This is a genomic window from Streptomyces sp. MK7 (genome assembly GCF_032658145.1).
Lineage (GTDB): Bacteria > Actinomycetota > Actinomycetes > Streptomycetales > Streptomycetaceae > Streptomyces > Streptomyces spiralis.
On sequence record NZ_JAVACL010000081.1, the window covers coordinates 1 to 16,780 of the forward strand.

General features: G+C 69.8%; 21 protein-coding genes and 3 pseudogenes. 15 read left to right on the forward strand and 9 right to left on the reverse strand.

Features of this window, described 5'->3' with window-relative positions:
* Positions 1-222: 222 nt before the first annotated feature.
* Together R2S09_RS38530 and R2S09_RS38535 are read right to left on the reverse strand one after the other, a co-directional pair.
* A complete protein-coding gene (locus R2S09_RS38530) occupies positions 223-393 on the reverse strand; it encodes a hypothetical protein (RefSeq protein ID WP_306192749.1) in 171 nt (56 codons plus the stop codon).
* Positions 394-589: 196 nt separating this feature from the next.
* Positions 590-1,042, reverse strand: a complete 453-nt coding sequence (locus R2S09_RS38535; protein ID WP_316745852.1) for a carboxymuconolactone decarboxylase family protein — start codon at positions 1,040-1,042, stop codon at positions 590-592.
* A gap of 83 nt (positions 1,043-1,125) precedes the next feature.
* On the opposite strand from R2S09_RS38535, the gene R2S09_RS38540 reads away from it, so the two are divergent.
* From R2S09_RS38540 to R2S09_RS38575, 8 genes and pseudogenes are all read left to right on the forward strand, one after another.
* Positions 1,126-2,007 carry a sigma-70 family RNA polymerase sigma factor gene (locus tag R2S09_RS38540; RefSeq protein WP_316745854.1) on the forward strand — a complete coding sequence of 294 codons (882 nt, stop codon included), beginning with the start codon at positions 1,126-1,128 and terminating at the stop codon, positions 2,005-2,007.
* Between the two features lie 303 nt (positions 2,008-2,310).
* Complete coding sequence (locus R2S09_RS38545; RefSeq protein WP_316745856.1) at positions 2,311-2,628, forward strand: VOC family protein; 318 nt, start codon at positions 2,311-2,313, stop codon at positions 2,626-2,628.
* Between the two features lie 87 nt (positions 2,629-2,715).
* Positions 2,716-3,237, forward strand: a complete 522-nt coding sequence (locus R2S09_RS38550; RefSeq protein WP_316745857.1) for a helix-turn-helix transcriptional regulator — start codon at positions 2,716-2,718, stop codon at positions 3,235-3,237.
* Between the two features lie 5 nt (positions 3,238-3,242).
* A complete protein-coding gene (locus tag R2S09_RS38555; protein ID WP_316745859.1) occupies positions 3,243-3,911 on the forward strand; it encodes a glyoxalase in 669 nt (222 codons plus the stop codon).
* 59 nt (positions 3,912-3,970) lie between these two features.
* Positions 3,971-4,453 carry an iron chaperone gene (locus tag R2S09_RS38560; RefSeq protein WP_306192755.1) on the forward strand — a complete coding sequence of 161 codons (483 nt, stop codon included), beginning with the start codon at positions 3,971-3,973 and terminating at the stop codon, positions 4,451-4,453.
* 306 nt (positions 4,454-4,759) lie between these two features.
* A pseudogene (locus R2S09_RS38565) lies at positions 4,760-5,109 on the forward strand (carboxymuconolactone decarboxylase family protein); the annotation flags it as partial.
* Positions 5,110-5,244: 135 nt separating this feature from the next.
* A pseudogene (locus R2S09_RS38570) lies at positions 5,245-6,055 on the forward strand (transposase family protein).
* 155 nt (positions 6,056-6,210) lie between these two features.
* On the forward strand, positions 6,211-6,969 hold the full coding sequence (locus tag R2S09_RS38575; protein ID WP_306192756.1) for a DUF899 family protein: 759 nt from the start codon (positions 6,211-6,213) through the stop codon (positions 6,967-6,969).
* Positions 6,970-7,202: 233 nt separating this feature from the next.
* Here R2S09_RS38575 and R2S09_RS38580 read toward each other — a convergent pair whose 3' ends face one another.
* Together R2S09_RS38580 and R2S09_RS38585 are read right to left on the reverse strand one after the other, a co-directional pair.
* On the reverse strand, positions 7,203-7,586 hold the full coding sequence (locus R2S09_RS38580; protein ID WP_316745865.1) for a hypothetical protein: 384 nt from the start codon (positions 7,584-7,586) through the stop codon (positions 7,203-7,205).
* Positions 7,587-8,241: 655 nt separating this feature from the next.
* The gene (locus tag R2S09_RS38585) at positions 8,242-8,937 is read right to left on the reverse strand and encodes an alpha/beta hydrolase (protein ID WP_316745868.1); all 696 of its coding nucleotides are present in this window, start codon (positions 8,935-8,937) and stop codon (positions 8,242-8,244) included.
* A 73-nt stretch (positions 8,938-9,010) separates the two neighbouring features.
* Here R2S09_RS38585 and R2S09_RS38590 point away from each other — a divergent pair, with 73 nt between their 5' ends.
* Positions 9,011-9,679, forward strand: a complete 669-nt coding sequence (locus R2S09_RS38590) for a TetR/AcrR family transcriptional regulator (protein ID WP_306192759.1) — start codon at positions 9,011-9,013, stop codon at positions 9,677-9,679.
* 89 nt (positions 9,680-9,768) lie between these two features.
* On the opposite strand, the gene R2S09_RS38595 is transcribed toward R2S09_RS38590, so the two are convergent.
* Entirely contained in the window at positions 9,769-10,098 is a 330-nt protein-coding gene (locus R2S09_RS38595; protein ID WP_316745870.1) for a hypothetical protein, read from the reverse strand.
* Positions 10,099-10,363: 265 nt separating this feature from the next.
* On the opposite strand from R2S09_RS38595, the gene R2S09_RS38600 reads away from it, so the two are divergent.
* The 3 genes from R2S09_RS38600 to R2S09_RS38610 all read left to right on the forward strand — a co-directional run bounded on the left by R2S09_RS38600 (position 10,364) and on the right by R2S09_RS38610 (position 12,263).
* Entirely contained in the window at positions 10,364-10,897 is a 534-nt protein-coding gene (locus R2S09_RS38600; RefSeq protein ID WP_306192761.1) for a carboxymuconolactone decarboxylase family protein, read from the forward strand.
* Between the two features lie 137 nt (positions 10,898-11,034).
* The gene (locus R2S09_RS38605) at positions 11,035-11,685 is read left to right on the forward strand and encodes a nitroreductase family protein (RefSeq protein WP_306192762.1); all 651 of its coding nucleotides are present in this window, start codon (positions 11,035-11,037) and stop codon (positions 11,683-11,685) included.
* A 206-nt stretch (positions 11,686-11,891) separates the two neighbouring features.
* The gene (locus R2S09_RS38610) at positions 11,892-12,263 is read left to right on the forward strand and encodes a VOC family protein (RefSeq protein WP_316745883.1); all 372 of its coding nucleotides are present in this window, start codon (positions 11,892-11,894) and stop codon (positions 12,261-12,263) included.
* Positions 12,264-12,380: 117 nt separating this feature from the next.
* Here the strand turns inward: R2S09_RS38610 and R2S09_RS38615 are convergent, their stop codons facing one another.
* Positions 12,381-12,947, reverse strand: coding sequence for a TetR-like C-terminal domain-containing protein (locus R2S09_RS38615; protein WP_316745873.1), 567 nt, complete (start codon positions 12,945-12,947; stop codon positions 12,381-12,383).
* 76 nt (positions 12,948-13,023) lie between these two features.
* On the opposite strand from R2S09_RS38615, the gene R2S09_RS38620 reads away from it, so the two are divergent.
* Positions 13,024-14,307: an MFS transporter gene (locus R2S09_RS38620; RefSeq protein WP_306192763.1), complete on the forward strand. Its 1,284-nt coding sequence runs from the start codon at positions 13,024-13,026 to the stop codon at positions 14,305-14,307.
* 87 nt (positions 14,308-14,394) lie between these two features.
* On the opposite strand, the pseudogene R2S09_RS38625 reads toward R2S09_RS38620, so the two are convergent.
* Both R2S09_RS38625 and R2S09_RS38630 read right to left on the reverse strand, forming a co-directional pair.
* A pseudogene (locus tag R2S09_RS38625) lies at positions 14,395-14,571 on the reverse strand (ketopantoate reductase C-terminal domain-containing protein); the annotation flags it as partial.
* A gap of 24 nt (positions 14,572-14,595) precedes the next feature.
* Positions 14,596-15,489 carry an NADP-dependent oxidoreductase gene (locus R2S09_RS38630; protein ID WP_316745878.1) on the reverse strand — a complete coding sequence of 298 codons (894 nt, stop codon included), beginning with the start codon at positions 15,487-15,489 and terminating at the stop codon, positions 14,596-14,598.
* A 69-nt stretch (positions 15,490-15,558) separates the two neighbouring features.
* On the opposite strand from R2S09_RS38630, the gene R2S09_RS38635 reads away from it, so the two are divergent.
* On the forward strand, positions 15,559-16,164 hold the full coding sequence (locus tag R2S09_RS38635) for a helix-turn-helix domain-containing protein (RefSeq protein WP_316745880.1): 606 nt from the start codon (positions 15,559-15,561) through the stop codon (positions 16,162-16,164).
* A gap of 190 nt (positions 16,165-16,354) precedes the next feature.
* On the opposite strand, the gene R2S09_RS38640 is transcribed toward R2S09_RS38635, so the two are convergent.
* Positions 16,355-16,546, reverse strand: a complete 192-nt coding sequence (locus R2S09_RS38640) for a hypothetical protein (protein WP_316745882.1) — start codon at positions 16,544-16,546, stop codon at positions 16,355-16,357.
* Positions 16,547-16,585: 39 nt separating this feature from the next.
* On the opposite strand from R2S09_RS38640, the gene R2S09_RS38645 reads away from it, so the two are divergent.
* A complete protein-coding gene (locus R2S09_RS38645; RefSeq protein ID WP_306192767.1) occupies positions 16,586-16,780 on the forward strand; it encodes a hypothetical protein in 195 nt (64 codons plus the stop codon).

A 16,780-nucleotide genomic window follows, 5' to 3' on the forward strand; every position in this document is an offset into this window, starting at 1 on the left:
TGCCCGCTTGACCTGCTGCGTCACGACTCACACCGTATCAGGTTCGGTGTGAGCGGCGGGTGTTGGCCGATGGACGGTGCACGCCGGTCCGCCCTGGCGGCGAACCGGCTTCCCCTGCCCTGCTCCGCAGGAGCTTCGTTTCCTCCCCGGCCTTAAGGCCGGGGTATCCACGAAGGAGAGACCCGATGAAGAGCGCGTAGTCGATGCCGACGCCGAGGCCGATCAGCGCCGCGACCAGCACGGTGAAGTCCGGCGAAGGACCGGATGCGCCACGAGCTTGAGCAGGGCGATACCGCCGGTGATCGCCCTCAGCGCGGTCACGACGGAGGCGGCGCCGTAGCCGAAGCCGGCGAACGCCACGGCGATCACGCCGGTGATCCAGGCCGGCAGCACCAGACGGCGCCGCCGGTAACAGACCGGCCGGAGCTCGTCGGCAGCCGGGGGCAGCGATCGCCATCATCTTGCCCCTGCGGCCCTCTGCCCGCAGAGAGACATTCGTTTCAGGGACACGGGGTGGGCCGCTCGATGCGCCCTGGGGATCGACGGGCCCGGTCACCGCCCTGGACGGGCGGCGGGAATCCCGCCCGGCTCAGCCCCAGGTCTTGCCGGCCGGCTCCTTGATGGTGCGGTTGATCCGGTTGAAGAAGTTGGTCAGCGCGATCTCCAGGATGATCGCGTTGATCTGGTCCTCGGTGAAGTGGTCGCTGACGGCGTCCCAGATCTCGTCGGTCACGCCCTCCGCGCCGTCCTGGATCCGGGTGGCGGCCTCGGCCAGGGCGAGGGCCGCCCGCTCCTCGTCGGTGTAGAAGGGCGCCTCGCGCCAGGCGGTCACGCTGTGCAGCCGCTCGTCCGTCTCACCGGCCTTCTTCGCCGACGCGATGCTGGCAAAGACGCACGCCGAGCAGCTGTTGATCTGGCTGGCGCGCAGGTGGACCAGCGACAGCACCTTCGGGTCGACGCCGCCGGCGGCCATCGCCTTGTGGAGGTGCTGGACGGCGGTCCAAAGGTCGGGGTTCATCTTGCTGTTCAGACGTGCTTCCATCGGTCCTGCTCCTTCATCGGGTTACCTGATCGGGCTTGCGTCCGTCACCCTCCTGACGAAGCGGATCCGAGGAAGGTAACAACATGTCCGACACCCGCCCGACGGACGCGGTGGCCGAGGCCTTCGAGTCCCAGCGCGACCGGCTGCGTTCGGTCGCCTACCGCATACTCGGATCGCACGCCGACGCCGAGGACGTGGTCCAGGAGGCCTGGCTGCGCCTCTCCCGTCAGGACACGTCGACCATCGACAATCTCGCAGGCTGGCTGACCACGGTGGCCGGCCGGATCAGCCTCGACGTCCTGCGCTCCCGCCAGGCCCGCCCCGAGGCGTCCTACGACGAACGGCTGCCGGAACTCACGATGGCGCTCGACGACGCTCCCGCTCCCGAGGACGACGTGGTGCTCGCCGACTCGGTCGGGCTCGCGCTCCTCGTCGTCCTCGACTCGCTCGGGCCGAGTGAGCGGCTGGCGTTCGTGCTGCACGACCTGTTCGGGGTGCCGTTCGACCAGGTCGGCGAGATCCTCGGCAAGTCCACCGCCGCCGCCAAGATGCTCGCCAGCCGCGCCCGCAGAAAGGTGCAGGGCGCCGACCGGCCGGCGGACGGCGGGCAGCAGCAACGCGCCCTCGTGCAGGCGTTCCTGACGGCGGCTCGCCTCGGCGACTTCGAGGAGTTGCTGCGGGTGCTCCATCCCGAGGTGAAGCTGACCGTCGACACGCCCTCCGGCCCGGTCGTCACCCTCGGGGCCACCGAGGTCGCCGCCGGCGCTCAGCTGTCCGCCGGCGCCGCCACCCATGGACGACCGGTGCTCGTCAACGGCCTGCCCGGCATGGTGACCTGGCGCGAGGACGGCACCCCGCTCTCGCTCCTCTCCTTCGTCGTCGCCGACGGCCGGATCACCGAGATCACGGTCGTGGTCGACCCGGCCAAACTGGCGCGGATGGACCTGCCGGATCCGGCCTGGTGACCTGCGACCCGGTCCACGTTCGGTCGCTGCCCTTCAGTCACTGTTTTCCCGGTGGCCGTCCCCAGGCCGCCGCACCCGGAGCGACCGAAGCGACTCGAGCGGCTCTGAACCGAAAATGCGTGACCGTTTCCTCACCCCGGCGCCCTCACCGGTCCCGGCGGCCGGGCCCCGACGACCGCCGGGCACGCGTGAACGTCCGGGCGTGGCCGGAGGATCGGTCGACGGATCAGTCGACGGATCCGTCGACGGATCGGTCAGGGATGGAGAAGCGCGAGCCGGTCAGGTGCGCCTAGCCTGCTCGTCATGGACATCACCATCCATACGAGTTTCCTGCCGCACGACGACCCGGACGCGTCGCTCGTCTTCTACCGGGACGTCCTCGGCTTCGAGGTCCGCAGCGACGTCGGGCAGGGCAGGATGCGCTGGATCACGGCCGGCCCGGCCGGACAGCCGGACACCTCCCTCCTGCCGGCCACCCCTGACCTCGACGCCACGTTCGAGAAGGTGCAGGCCTGCGACGCCGAGGTCGTCCAGGAGCCGACCGAGCAGCCGTACGGCATCCGCGACTGCGCGTTCCGCGACCCGGCGGGCAACCTGGTCCGCATCCAGGAGCTGCGCTGAGGCCTGCCGATTTGGCCGTGCCGGCCGGCACGGAGGCCACCTGCGAGGAACCCGGCGCACCAGGAAAGAGGAAAGGGGAGTTCTCCCATGTGTCAGCCCCAGTGGCGGCGCGCACGCGTCCAGGCGCAGCGCCTGGCCGATCTGGCGCGGCTGCGCCGCGTCCGCGACCGGATCGACCGGGAGTACGCGCAGCCGCTGAACGTGGAGGCGCTCGCCCGCGGGGTGAACATGTCCGCCGGGCACCTCATCCGGCAGTTCCGGGCGGCGTACGGCGAGTCGCCGTACGCGTACCTGATGACGCGTCGCATCGAGCGCGCGGCGGCGCTGCTGCGACGTGGCGACCTCAGCGTCACCGAGGTCTGCTTCATGGTCGGCTGCGCGTCGCTGGGCACGTTCACCACCCGCTTCACCGAGCTGGTCGGCATGCCGCCCGGGGTCTTCCGGCGTCTGGCCGCCGACGCGGCGGCCGACCGTGCCGATGCCGCGGGCTCGGCCGGCGATGCCGGGCCTGCCCTCGCGGTGGAGGGGATGCCGGCGTGTGTGGCGAAGCAGGTGACGAGACCGGTCAGGAATCGAGAAGTCCCGGCCGCCGGGCAGTCGCTAGCGTGAGGGCCATGGCAACCACAGCATCCGCCACGTCCCTCGCATCCGTCACCCTCGAGGTGGCCGACCCCGAGGCAGCCCGCCGCTTCTGCACCGCCCTCGGTGTGGACACGTACGTGCGCCTGCGGGCGTCCGAGGCGGACTCCTCCGGCTTCCGCGGCTTCACCCTGGCGCTCACGGTGTCCCGGCCGGCCACCGTCGACAGCTTCCTCCGCGCCGGCGTGGACGCCGGCGCCACGATGCTGAAGCCCGCCGTGAAGTCGCTGTGGGGCTACGGCGGCGTCGTCCAGGCGCCGGACGGGACGATCTGGAAGATCGCGACCTCGGCGAAGAAGGACACCGGCCCGGCCACCCGCGAGATCGACGAGGTCGTCCTCCTGCTCGGCGTCGAGGACGTGAAGGCCAGCAAGCAGTTCTACGCCGGCCGGGGCCTGACCCTGGCCAGGAGCTTCGGCGGCAAGTACGCCGAGTTCGCCTCCGGCCCCTCCAGCCCCGTCAAGCTGGCGCTGTACAAGCGCCGCGGTCTGGCCAAGGACCTCGGAGTCCCCGCCGAGGGCACCGGTTCGCACCGCATCGTCCTCGCCAGCACCGCGGGCTCGTTCACCGACCCGGACGGATTCGCCTGGGAGGCCGCTACATCACCCGGCCCCGCGCCGGCCACGGCTTCTGCACGGTCCTGACTCCCGGCCCCGGCAATCCCGCCCCGGCCCGCCTCATCCCTGTACGAGAGGAATCTGCCATGCCGCACACGAAGTCGTCTGCCGAGAACTCCGGCACGGCCGCCGAGCAGTACAACGGATTCACCGCCGAGGAGCGGGCCGCGATGAAGGAGCACGCGCAGGAGCAGAAGAAGGCGGCGGCGCGGCGCGGCTCGCGGGCGGAGAAGGAGGCGGCGGCGGAGCGGGAGGTACTCGAGAAGATCGCCGGGATGCCGGAGGCGGACCGGGTCCTCGCCGAGCGGATCCACGCCATCGTCAAGGCCGCCGCTCCGGACCTCACCCCCAAGCTCTGGTACGGGATGCCCGCCTACGCCAGAGACGGCAAGGTCATCTGTCACTTCCAGAGCGCTGAGAAGTTCAAGTCGAGGTATGCCACGCTCGGATTCAGCGACCAGGCGGCGCTCGACGACGGCGCCATGTGGCCGACCGCCTACGCCCTGAAGGAGCTGACCGCGGCCGACGAACAGCGCATCAGCGCGCTCGTCAGGAAGGCGGTGGGCTGAGGCCGGCGACGGCGGCCGGGCAGGGCCGCGGATCTCACCGGGCCGGCGCATCACGTGCACGACGAGCACGTCGTCGCGTACACGCGGCAGCCCGAGCCGCCGCTCACGGCCGTCCCCCGCCCGCTCGGCGGCGGCCACCCTCGTCCTTGGCCACGCGGCCGCGTCTCACCGGCCGTGGCGGCGGTCGCCGCGGCTCGCCGAACGCTCGGCACGGGCTCGCGCCGAGCCGTCTGCAGGGTCCTGGCACTTCCTCAAGACCGACGAATACGTCGGGCTGCTCGCAGAACACGCCGCCGCGCTCGGCGAGCCCTACTACACCTCCGCGCCAGCGAGATCAACAGCTGCTCGGCGTGCATCTACGCCAGTGTCGCCGGGGGAAGAAGGCCGGTGACAGCGACGAGCGGCTGCACAACGTAGCGGCGTGGCGTGAGGCGCCGTTCTCCACCGACGCGGAACGGGCGGCACTTGCGCTGGCCGAGGCCGCCACCCGGCTGCAGGACGGTGCGCCGGGCGTCACCGACGAGATCTTGGAAGAGGTCAACGCTCATTTCACCGAGGAGCAGATCGGCGCGATCAACCTGGAGATCGCGCTGACCAACTTCTTCGACCGGATCAACCGCACCATCAAGGAACCGGCCGGCAAGACCTGGGGCTGAGCCCAGCGCGGCTCTCACCCGCTGAGGCTTCGCCAGCGAAATGATCTTCGGGTGAGGCCGCGAAGCAGGGCAGGCGTGAAGCCCTGGTAGGACTGGTTTGCCAAGATCATGTCCGCTCGAACCAGAGGCTTCACGTTGGTTACCTATGCTGCCGTGCTCGACGTCCCACGCCACATCGTGGAGTTCCTCGCCCGGTTGCCGGCCGCCCACCGGCGCGGGATCGGCACGCCGAAGGGCTCTCGCGCCCTGGGCCCGTTCCGCCAGGCGGTACTGGTGCTGCGCTGGTTCCGAGAACACGGCTGCGTGCACTGCCTGGCCCGGGACGCCGGGATCTCGCAGGCCACCGGCTACCGCTACCTCTATGAGGGCATCAGCGTGCTGGCCGCCGAAGCTCCTGATCTGCACGAGGTGTTGGACCTCTGCCGCGCCCAGGGAATGACACACGTAGTGCTGGACGGCACGCTGATCGCCTGCGACCGGCCGGCCGGGGTCCGGGAGAACGGCAACGACCTGTGGTTCTGCCCAGAAACACAAGAGCTTCGGCGGCAACGTTCAGTCCCTGGCCGCACCAGACGGCACCCCGCTGTGGGTCTCCGATGTCGAGCCGGGCTCCACCCCGGACATCACCGCGGCCCGTACCCACGTGCTGCCCGCGCTGTACAAAGCCGCCGCCGACGGGCTTCCCACGCTCGCCGACAAGGGCTACATCGGCGCCGGCATCGGCATTCACGTCCCCGTACGCCGCCCCAAAAGCCAGTCCGAGACCGCCTTGGACCGAGGAACCCGCGCCACGAATGCGCTGATCAGACACGTGAGAGCGCGCGGCGAGCGGACCGCGGCGGAACTCGAAGAACGCTGGCGAACCCTCAAGCACGTCGCCCTCAGCCCCAGCAGAATCGGCGACATAGCCCGCGCCGCACTCGTTCTCAACGGGCACTGGAAATGATCTCCACTGAGAAAACCTCAGTGGGCGATAAGCGAGATTTTCACAAGCTCTGCGTGTCACGTGTGACGGTGATCGTGCGGCCAAGGTCGTGGGCAGTCTGCGCCCGGCTCTGGCTCCACCGATGAGTTCTTGCGAGCTGCCGGGTCAGTACGGACATGACTGCTGAGAACAAGCCGCCGGTCGTCTTCCGCAAGGAGTGGCTGGCCGCGATCGACACCCTGCGCGTGAGGGAAAAGGCGCACACCCGCGAGGGCGATGCGATCGCCGCCGCCCGGCGACGGCTGCCCATGACCGAGGTGGACCCGTCAGCTCCGCTCGTCGGAGGCGACGGCCCCGTCCCCCTGATCGACGTCTTCGAGGGCCGCACCCAACTGTTCGTCTCGTATCACATGTGGCACAACGGCCACACCGCCGCCGACCAGTGCGAGGGCTGCACCTTCTTCACCGGCCAGGTCCGCGAGCTGTCCTATCTGCACCAGCGTGACGTCACCTTCGCCGTCTTCTGCCAGGGCCCCTACGACGAGTCCGACCGCTACCGCCGCTTCATGGGCTGGGACATGCCCTGGTACTCCGTACCCGTCGAGTCCCACGAACGGCTCCTCGCCGACCGCCACTTCGGGATGAAAGCGATCTACCTCCGCGATGGGGACCGCGTCTACGAGACGTACTGGACCACCGGACGCGGCGTCGAACCCATGGCGCCGTCCTACGGCATCCTCGACATGACCGTCTACGGACGGCAGGAGACCTGGGAGGACTCTCCGCCAGGCTGGCCACAGCCGTACGAGACCCTCGGCCAGCAGTTCCGCAAGGACGGACGGCCGACCGCGCAATGGGCACGGATCGCCGCCGGCCACGACGACGACCTCCACGGCGGACAGCCCAGCACAGGCGGCTCAGGCTGTTGCTCGTGAACCCGCGCCCGACGGCCGTCGCGGCGGCGTGGTCAGGGCGACCTCGACCTCCGCCTTCGCCAGCAGCGCGCCGAGGCAGAGGTGCCCGCTACGACGTTGGTCAGCAACACCGCGGTGGCATCACCCGCGGTGTAGTCCTTGGCCTCGACCAGAGGACCGGTGCTACCGACGTTGTTGATCAGCACGTCGAGGCGGTCCTCGGCCGTCCCGACGACCTCGGCGGCGTGATCGACCTACGCATCCGACGTCACATCCGCCGGCGGCTGCTGGGTCGGGTGTCTCGACTGCGCTTCGCTCAGGCGTCGTTGGAGGAACAGGGCGCCCAGTCCGAGTGCCCCCGCGCCGAGTAGGCAGGAGCCGATCAGGATGTCGCGGCGCTCCTCGCGCTGCGCGGCCCACTGCTGCTCGTAGGTCCTCATCGCTTCGCCCGGTCCGGGTTGGCACCGGTCCCCGCGCTGCATCGGCGAGGGGTGCTCCTCGCCGTCCGGCCCCACGTTGTACCACAGGCACACTACATCGCTGCTGAGCCCGTGGTTCGCCATTCCCCCGACGGCCTGGACCAAGCCCCAGAGCACAAACGCCCACATCACCAGCCGCGCCCGGTTGCGCAGTCTCACATCGCCCCGCCTCCCCGTACGTCGGCCATACCCCGCAACGCCGTTGCAGCACGATTTTCCCAGACCGGCCGGCCGCTTCGGAGCTGTCGCACCGTCGCCCGCCCCTGTCACCCATCGTCGTCGGGCCGGAGCAACCACGGCCTGGACATGCTTGAGTCCTTCGCCGCGCTTCCTGAGGCAGAACTCCCGTCTCGGTTGTCACGGCGACCAGGAGCTTCGCCGTGCCTTCGGGTGCTTCCACCGGGAAGTGGTCCTGGGCCGGTGACAGCCGCCGGAACACCAGGCGGCACCCCTTGTCGTCGCGCTCATCAGCCAACTGGGCTGTTTGGGCGCCGCGCCTTCCATCGCCTCGCTGTACCGAGCCCTCGCCGAAGCCGAGGCGACCGGCGCACCGGCCGGGCCGGAGATCATCCGCCCCGCGCCGACCGACCGACGAGGAATGCGGCGCCGGGGCCTGCCAGCGGCCCGACCTGAAACCGGCCATGGGCGGGACCTGCACGTCATCAAGACCGTCGTGAGTGCCGAGGGAGAACTGGCCTCTCGCTGAGCAGATCGAAGACGCAACGAAGGACGTCGTGGCCCAACTGCCGGCGCACGCCCAGAACGAGCACGGCCTGGTCCACGGATCGCCGGCCCGGCTCATCCGCGGCTGCCGTCACAGGCTCAGCAGCAGGTCCCGGACCGCGGCGGGCTGGGAGAGGAACGGGTGGTGGCCGGCGTCGAGTTCGACGATGCTGCCGGCCCGGCGGGCGAACTCGCGCTGCAGCCGAGGCGGGGTGCCCCGGTCCTGGGCGCAGACGAGGTACGTCGAGGGCACCTGCTGCCATGCGGCCGCCCCGACCGGCTGCCCGGTCACCTGCGCGCTCTGCCGGGCGAGGCGGTCCGCGGCCTGCGCTTGGACCTCGGGGTCGCAGTCCTGCAGGAACGTGTCCACGAGCAGCTCGGGGCGGACCCCGAAGGTGCCGGCGTCGGGGTCGACGTCGAGGAAAGGGGCGGGGCCGCCGTCCCCGAACTCCGACAGGCTCTGCCCGACCTCGGGCAGGTAGCTGGAGACCAGCAGCAGGTGGCGTACCGACCCGATTCCCGCAGCGGCTTCCGCGGTGACGATACCGCCGTAGCTGTGGGCGACCACGACGGTCGGCTCGTCGCCGGCCTGCAGCACCTGCCGTACCGCGGCAACATCCTCGGACAGCCCCGGACCGCCGACGCCACCGGGCAGGCCCGCTTCGCCGCAACTCGGCAGGCCCGGCGCCACGCTCGTCACCCCTTGCTCCTGCAGCAGCTCGGCGGTGCGGTGCCACCACCACGACCCGTCCCGCACGCACGCCCCGTGCACGAACACGACCCTCATCGCTACCTCCACGTCTGCCTCGGCCTTTCGATCAACGGTAGACGTAATAGCCGTTACGTGAAAAAGTAGGGCCATGGGCAGACGGCCGGAACCGCACATCAAGGAGAGGCTTCTCGATGCGTGCGCTGATCACGCCCTCGCGCACGGCCTCCCCGACCGGCTCGAGCCGCTGGCCACCGCCACCGGCACCTCAGCCCGGATGCTGATCTATCACTTCGGCACCCGCGACGCCCTGCTGCGGGCCGTCCTCGGGCGCGCCCGGCAACGTCAGCTCGACACATTCGGCGACCTCCTGCGGGTACGACCCGACGAGCCATACACGGCCACCCTGTATCGCGCCTGGACCTCCATCACCGGCCCGGACGGGCAGCCGTACCTGCGGATGTTCGGCCGGCTGCGCGAGAGCGCGGAGCAGCGGTTGTGGCCCGACTTCCGGCGCACCGCGACGACCGACTGGCTCGGCCCGCTCGAGGACGGCCTGCGCAGCATCGGCCGGCCGGATCTCGCAACGCTCGTTCTCGCCGTCATCCGCGGTCTCCTCATGGACCTCGACGCCACCGGCGACACCACCCGCACCGACCGGGCCTTCCGCGACTTCCTCGACGCAGTCGAGCACCTGTCCAGCGGCTACCGCCCAACCGCATACCGCTCCCAGGAGCGCCGGCGGCAGCACGACCAGCACCGACACGACATCGTGCACGCAGGCCCTCTCGTACAGCCGCGGCCGGACGGCGAGCAATAGTCACGACCCAGCCATCTGACCGTGCCGCGCAAGCACGTCGAAGACGTCGACGGCGAGTCGGTGGGGGCTGGGCCAGTGATATGGGGAGCTTATCCGGGATCGCGTGGAAGGAGCGTCTCGCGGCGGCGTGAGGGCCGGCCGAGGAATACGGGTGAGGTCGTCGCGGACATCCAGATCGGTCTTGAGATCTCGCTCGCGAGGGATCCGAGGCGGCCGTTCTCGAACGGGCGACCGGAGAGGACGAAGAAGTCCGCCCCCTCCTGGTACACCTCGATCGTGTCGAAGCCGGCGAACCGTTCGCTTCGGTGGAAGCCGAGCACGCTCTCGGCCTGCCAGTCGATGACGGCGGGCACCAGGCTCTCCTTGTTCGCGAGGTAGTGGCTCAGCTGCGGGCCGCGGACCCCTGCCGCTCTTCGCACCAGCTCGTTGTTCGTCGCGTGGACCCCTCACGTGTAGATCAAGTCCGCGACGTGCTCGAGGATGCGGCCTCGTGTCGCCGGCCCCTTGCCCGTGCGCCCGCGAAGATCACGCGATCCATCGCTGCCCTGCATGTCACCGCCCCATCCCGCAGATTGGGCTCAGCGGCCCAACAGAGTTAAATTGGGCTTGACAGCCCACTCTGTGTCGTGTTCACTGCATTGGGTCAAGCAGCCCAGACTGATGCCGACCCGGAGGACCACCACCATGTCTCGTCTCAGCACGCCCGAGCTCACCGACATCGACGCCAAGACGCAGGGCACGCTCGACGCCATCGCCAAGCAGTTCGGCTTCGCTCCGGGCATGTTCACCACGCTCGCCGCCAACCCGACCGTCCTCGAGATCGTGATGGGCCTGCAGGGCAGCATCGCGAAGCTCCTCGACGCGAAGACCCGCCACACGATCGCGCTGGCCACGTCCCACTCCAACGACTGCGACTACTGCTCGGCGCTGCACGGATACATCTCCGCGAACCTCGGAGGCATGTCCACCGAGGAGATCGAGCTGGCCCGCACCGGCGGCTTCACGGATCCCAAGCGTGCCGCCGTCGCCCGCTTCTCCCAGCAGGTGATCGAGACCCGCGGTCAGGTGGGCGACGAGGACATCGCCGCGGTCCGCGAGGCCGGTTACACGGACCCCGAGATCCAGGCGATCGTCACCGTCGTGGTCGTCACGCTGCTCACGAACTACCTCAACAACGTCAACGACACCGTCGTCGACATCCCCGGTGCGGGCGCATAACCAGCGACGTCGAAACCGCGTCGACCGGCACGGAGGTCGCCCCCATGAGAGCGACGTTCACCACGCACTGACGTGACTCCACCGCCCGGAAACCACCTCCCGACCCGATCTCTCCGACAACGAAACGAAAACCAGGCATGGATCTCAACAATCTGATCACCAAGCACCTCACCCGCTACTTCGACCCGAACAAGAAGATCCCGGAGGAGACCTTCCAGCTCCTGCTGCGCTACCTGCGCACCTCGCCGACGACGATCAACATCCAGCCGAACCACTTCCATGTGCTGGAGACGCAGGCCGGCAAGGACAAGCTTGCGGACGCTCTCGTCGGCCGCTTCGAGGACAACCAGGAGAAGGTGCGCAACGCGTCGCACGCGATCGTGTTCACGACCCGCAAGACGATTCCCGACGAGCACTTGCAGGAGATCTTCGCGAAGGAGCGCGCGGACGGTCGCTTCGCGGACCCGGAGACCCAGGCGGGATGGGAGGCTGGAGCGTCCGGCTTCGTGAAGATCCAGTCGGAGAACTATGGCGGCGACGTGCTCCACTGGCTGGAGAAGAACACCTACCTCGTGGTCGGCGCGACCATGATGGCCGCCGCCTCCCTCGGAGTCGACGCCACCCCGATGGAAGGGTTCGACCGCGCGGCGATCGACGAAGCGTTCGGCCTCACCGACACCGACTTCACCACGACGCTGATCATGGCGCTCGGGTACCCGGACGAGGCGCGCGTCTCTCGCCAGCCGGTCTCGCGCTTCGACGCCGAGAAGATCTTCACCCACATGTGAAGAACTGAGCGGGTGCGCGATCGGCGCGCCTGCTCGGTTCCGCCTGACTCGACTGTCCTGCGCCCGCACCTCTCCTCGACGGACACGAGGCAGTCGACCTCTGCCGACCTCGAGGAGACCACGATGCACGCAGACAGGACAGTTCAGAACCGCGCGGCCGCGCGCGCCGCAGAGCTGACCAGCCGCACCCACATGTCGGCGTCCAGCTGAACCACACGGCTGTCTACGCGAGCGACCGCTACCTGTCCGCCGAGTTCATCGCCGCGATCCTGGGCCTAAAAGTCGGCGCACCGTTTGGGCCATTCCTGCCGGTTGACCTCGGCAACGGCGTGACGCTCGACCACTGCGAGAAGAGGGACGAGCCGATCCAGCCCCAGCACTACGCCTTCCTCGTGCCTGACGAGCAGTTCGACGCCGTGATCGCCCGCCTGGAGGTGGTCGGGGTCACCTACTACGCGGACCCTGGCCACACCGACCCCGGCCAGGTCAACGATCTGTTCGGTGGTCGTGGCGCCTACTTCGACGACCCGGACTGTCACAACATGGAGGTCATGACTCGGCCTTACGCCCGCCCATAGAGCATGACAGAGCTTGTGATCAAGGGGCGCCTCTGGTGAGGTCTTTGACCCAGATCGTCGAGGCGCGTAGGCGGAGGCCGGCGAGGTAGCTGTCCGGGGTCTTGTCCCGTGTGCGGCTCAGGGCGTCCGGAGCGTCGCCAGATAGGTGGACACCAGTGTGCGGGCCCAGTCGGCGGAGGCGGGCTCGGGGGTGAAAATGGCGCGGTAGTAGAGCGGGCCGAGGAGGAAGTCCGCCGCGGTCTCCACGTCGAGTGCCGTCCCCCCGCGGTCCTGTTCGCGCCGGATGATCGCGCCGAGCTGGCGGTGGCGGTCCTCGACGCAGGCGCAGCCGCCCGCCGGGCCGGAGCCGATGGTCGCCCGCATGAGGGCGAGCGTGTCCGGGTCGGCGACGTCGGTGGCCACGTCGGCGAGCCAGCGCTGGAGGTCGCCGGCGAGGGAGCCGGAGTCGGGGACGACCAGGTCGTCGGTGAAGCGGCTGGTGGCGACGTCGTTGAGTAGCTGGGCGGTGGACCCCCAGCGCCGGTACAGGGTGGTGGGGTGCACGCCGGCGCGCGCGGCCACGACGGGCAGGGTCAGGGTCTCCGCTTCCTCCTCGGCGAGGAGTTCTGCGACGGCGTGGTGGACGGCCGCCCGCACCTTCGCGGAGCGGCCGCCGGGACGTACTTGGGTCGACGAGTCAGCCATGGGGAAATTATCGCACTGATCGTTGCGTTAGTGGTAGCGTCCTAAACGCATCGATCACTGCTTTTGGAGTCGCGTCGTGTCCGGTCCCGCCCCGTCCCAGCTCCGGCCCTCCCCGCCGCCCACCGACCGGGTGGCGCCACCGGAGGAGAGGCGACGACGGCTGAGCCGTCCCGTCGCCTTCGCCTCCCTGGCGGTCGTCTTCGTGCTGTTCATGGCCGCCTCGAGCGCGCCCTCCCCGCTCTATGTCGTCTACCAGCAGGAATGGCACTTCTCCGCCACCACCCTTACCACGGTCTTCGCCGTCTACGTGCTCGGCATGATCGGGGCGCTGCTCGTCCTCGGCGCCCTCTCCGACCACCTCGGCCGCCGTCCGGTCCTGCTCTCCGCGATCGCCCTCGAAGCGGCCTCGATGGTCCTGTTCCTCACCGCGGGCAACGTCGGCCTGCTGCTGACGGCACGCTTCATCCAGGGCATCGCCACCGGGGCCGCCATGACCACGCTCGGCGCCGCCCTGTCCGACCTCAACCCCGCGCACGCCCCGCACCGGGCGGGCCTCGTCACGGGCACCGCGCCCACCTTCGGACTCGGACTGGGCTCGCTCGGATGCGGGCTCCTCATCGAGTACGGGCCGCACCCCACCCGCCTCGTCTACGTGCTGCTGCTCCTCGCCCTCGTGGTGGCCGGCGCCCTCCTGTCGGCCCTGCCCGAGACCTCGCTGCGCCGCCCCGGCGCCGCCCGCTCGCTCCAGCCCCGCCTGCGGATCGCCCCCCACCTGCGGGCCGACCTGCTGAGCCTGGTCCCGATCCTCATCGCGAGCTGGGCGCTCGGCGGCCTCTACCTCTCGCTCGGCCCGTCCGTCGCCGTCGGCCTGTTCGGCCTCTCCAGCCACGTCGTCGGCGGACTCGCGGTCACCCTGCTCACCGGCCCGGCCTTCCTCACCGCCCTCGCCCTGCGCGGCTGGCCCGTCGGACGGACCCTCGCCGTCAGCGCGACCCTGCTCCTCGCCGGCACGGCCGTCGCCCTGACCGGTGTGGAGGAGCACTCCCTGACCGCGGCCGCGCTCGGAACCGCGATCGCGGGCGTCGGCTTCGGCGGCTCCGCCCTCGCCAGCTTCGGCACACTGGCCCGGATAGCCCGCCCCGCCGAACGCAGCGAGCTGCTCTCCGTCGCCTTCGTCATCTCCTACCTGGCCTTCAGCATCCCGGCCGTGATCGCCGGCATCGCCGCCACGCACGCCGGTCTGCACGACACGTTCGTCACCTACGCGGCGACGGTCGCCGCCCTCTGCGCCCTCGCCCTGCTCGCCCAGCGCCTGCGCGCGACCCGCACCCCCGCCACCGGAGGCGTTCCCCAGGCGTGAGGAACCACCCGGGAACCGGTCGCCGCGGCCCGCACGAGGCCGCGGCGACCGCGGTGCGTCGGACGTTCGGTTGCCGTCCGCCCGGTCTCAGCCCGGCCGGGAGGCGTTCGCCACGCGCTGGTTGTGCACCCGGAGGCGGACCACGGCGGCGTTCAGCAGCGGAGCGGACAGGCCGAGGCGCTTCGCCGCACGGGCGAGGGAGGCCAGGACGTGCCCGACCTCCGTGGGCCGCGCCTCCCGGACGTCCCGGTACATCGACGGGGCGTGAGGACGACGCGCGGCTGGTTCTCAGATAACCAGGACCCGCCGCCCGCGTGTGTGACCGGCCTGGCTGTCGATGTGCGCCGCCGCGGCCTCGGCGAGCGTGTACGACTTCTCGACCGGGATGTGGAGCTTTCCCCGCGAGATGAGGCCGACGGCTTCGGCGAGCGCTTCCGGCATGCTCCCGGCCACGCCGGAGAATCGGACACCGAACTCCGGCGCGCCGAGATCGGCGATGGAGACCACCTTCTGCGGGTCCCCGGTCAGTTCGACGAGCTCGCGGATCACGCCCGAGCCGGCCAGGTCGAGGGCTGCGTCGACATGGCCGAGCTGCCGCACCCGCTCGACCCAGCCCTCGCCGTATGTCGTGCCGAGGGCGCCCAGGCTGCGCAGATAGTCCTGGTTGGCGGCCCCAGCGGTCCCGATCGCCGTGATGCCGCGGTCGCGGGCGATCTGCAGCACCGCCGATCCGACTCCCCCGGACGCGCCGCTGACCAGCAGCGTCTGCCCGGACCGCACCCCGACTTCGCGGATGATGCGCAGCGCGGTCTCCACCACGGAGGGGTAGCCGGCCGCCTCTTCGAACGTCAGGCCCTCGGGCATATGGGCCCAGGCCGACAGCACGGCGAACTCGGCATACGCGCTCGCGCCTTCGCCGAACACGCGGTCGCCGACCTCCACTCCTTCGACGCCTTCACCGACCTCGTCCACCACCCCGGCGGCGTCCAGCCCGACTCCGGCGGGCAACTCGATCGGATGGGCCCCCAGGACCTGGCCCTCACGGAGCCTCCAGTCGACGGGGTTCACGCCTGCCGCCCGTACGGCGATGCGTATCTGGCCGGGGCCCGCGTGAGGATCCTCGGCATCTATGAGTTGCAGAACGTCCGGACCGCCGAACTCGGCGAAGCTCACCTTCTTCATGCGCCGACCGTAACACTAACGGTTAGCCTTTTGGATCTGTTATGGATTTGCACCTGATAGTGTGAGGTCATGACCGTGCCGACCGGACGCCGTGAGCGCAAGAAGGCCGCGACCCGCCAGAAGATCGCTGACGCCGCCCTGCGGCTCTTCCTGGAGCACGGGTACGACGCGGTGGGCATCCGTGACGTGGCCACCGAGGCCGACGTGGCCGTCACCACGCTCTTCTCCCACTTCGCCTCGAAAGAGGCCCTGGTCTTCGAACAGGACGAAGACTTCGAGCAGCGCCTCACGCGGGCGGTCACCGACCGGGCGCCGCACGAGCCGCTCATCCCCGCGCTGCGCCGCGAGATCCAGGCCTTGGTGCGACACTGCACGGCGGACAGCGCCGCCCCGATCTGGCGCATGATCGACACGTCACCCGCCCTGCGGAAGTACGAAGAGTCGATGCGGCTGCGCCACGCGGAGTCGCTGGCAACGGCCATCGCCGCCGATCCCGACCTGTCAGTGACCCCAACGGCCTCCAGGGCGATCGCGAGGTTCGTGATCGACGCCTATTCACTGGCCCGTGAGGCGGCCGATCCGCAAGCCGCGGTGGGCGAGATCTTTCAGATGATCGAGGCGGCCTGGGCCGTCACCTGTCCCTCCGCGAACTCCACCGGCACGGCCAGACCGTAGTCAGGACTCGACCCTGCCCGCGCATAGCCTCGGCCGCCAGGGCCACCTCGAGCCGCGATAGAGCCGGCAACCGGGTGAGTACGGCCGAAAGGCGATCGTCACCCACTGACTGTCCCCGCGTGTCATTCGTGGTCCACAGGATGCAAAGACCTCGTCGTGGAAGCAGCGGGCTCACGACCCGCAACGACACTCAACGTCCACGGCGCGGGAGCTGAACGAGCATCCGTAGGACCCTGCGGGCCGACGCGCGGCGCAACGCGTCGCGGGACCAGACGGCAGGCAGCAGCACTCCGAGACCCACGATGGTGATCACAGCGAGAGCGCATACGCCCAGCAGTGCGCGGCTCGCGTCCATGGCCAGGAACGTGGTCGTGAACCGCAAGAATGCCGCTTCCTCATGCGGTTCTGGTGGCAGCTAGTCATGTCGTACCAAGAGGTACCGGCGGACGAGCTCAGCCGGAACATCGGTAAGCCGAAGCTGGACGCGATCGAGGCGCTGATCAGCGCCATCAGGTCGTCCCATGCCGAGATCGATGCCTGGGTTGCCACCACACGGCGCGTCTTCCCCGTGATCCAGGATCGCGGGTTCAGGGCCGCCCAGGACAACGACAGTTAA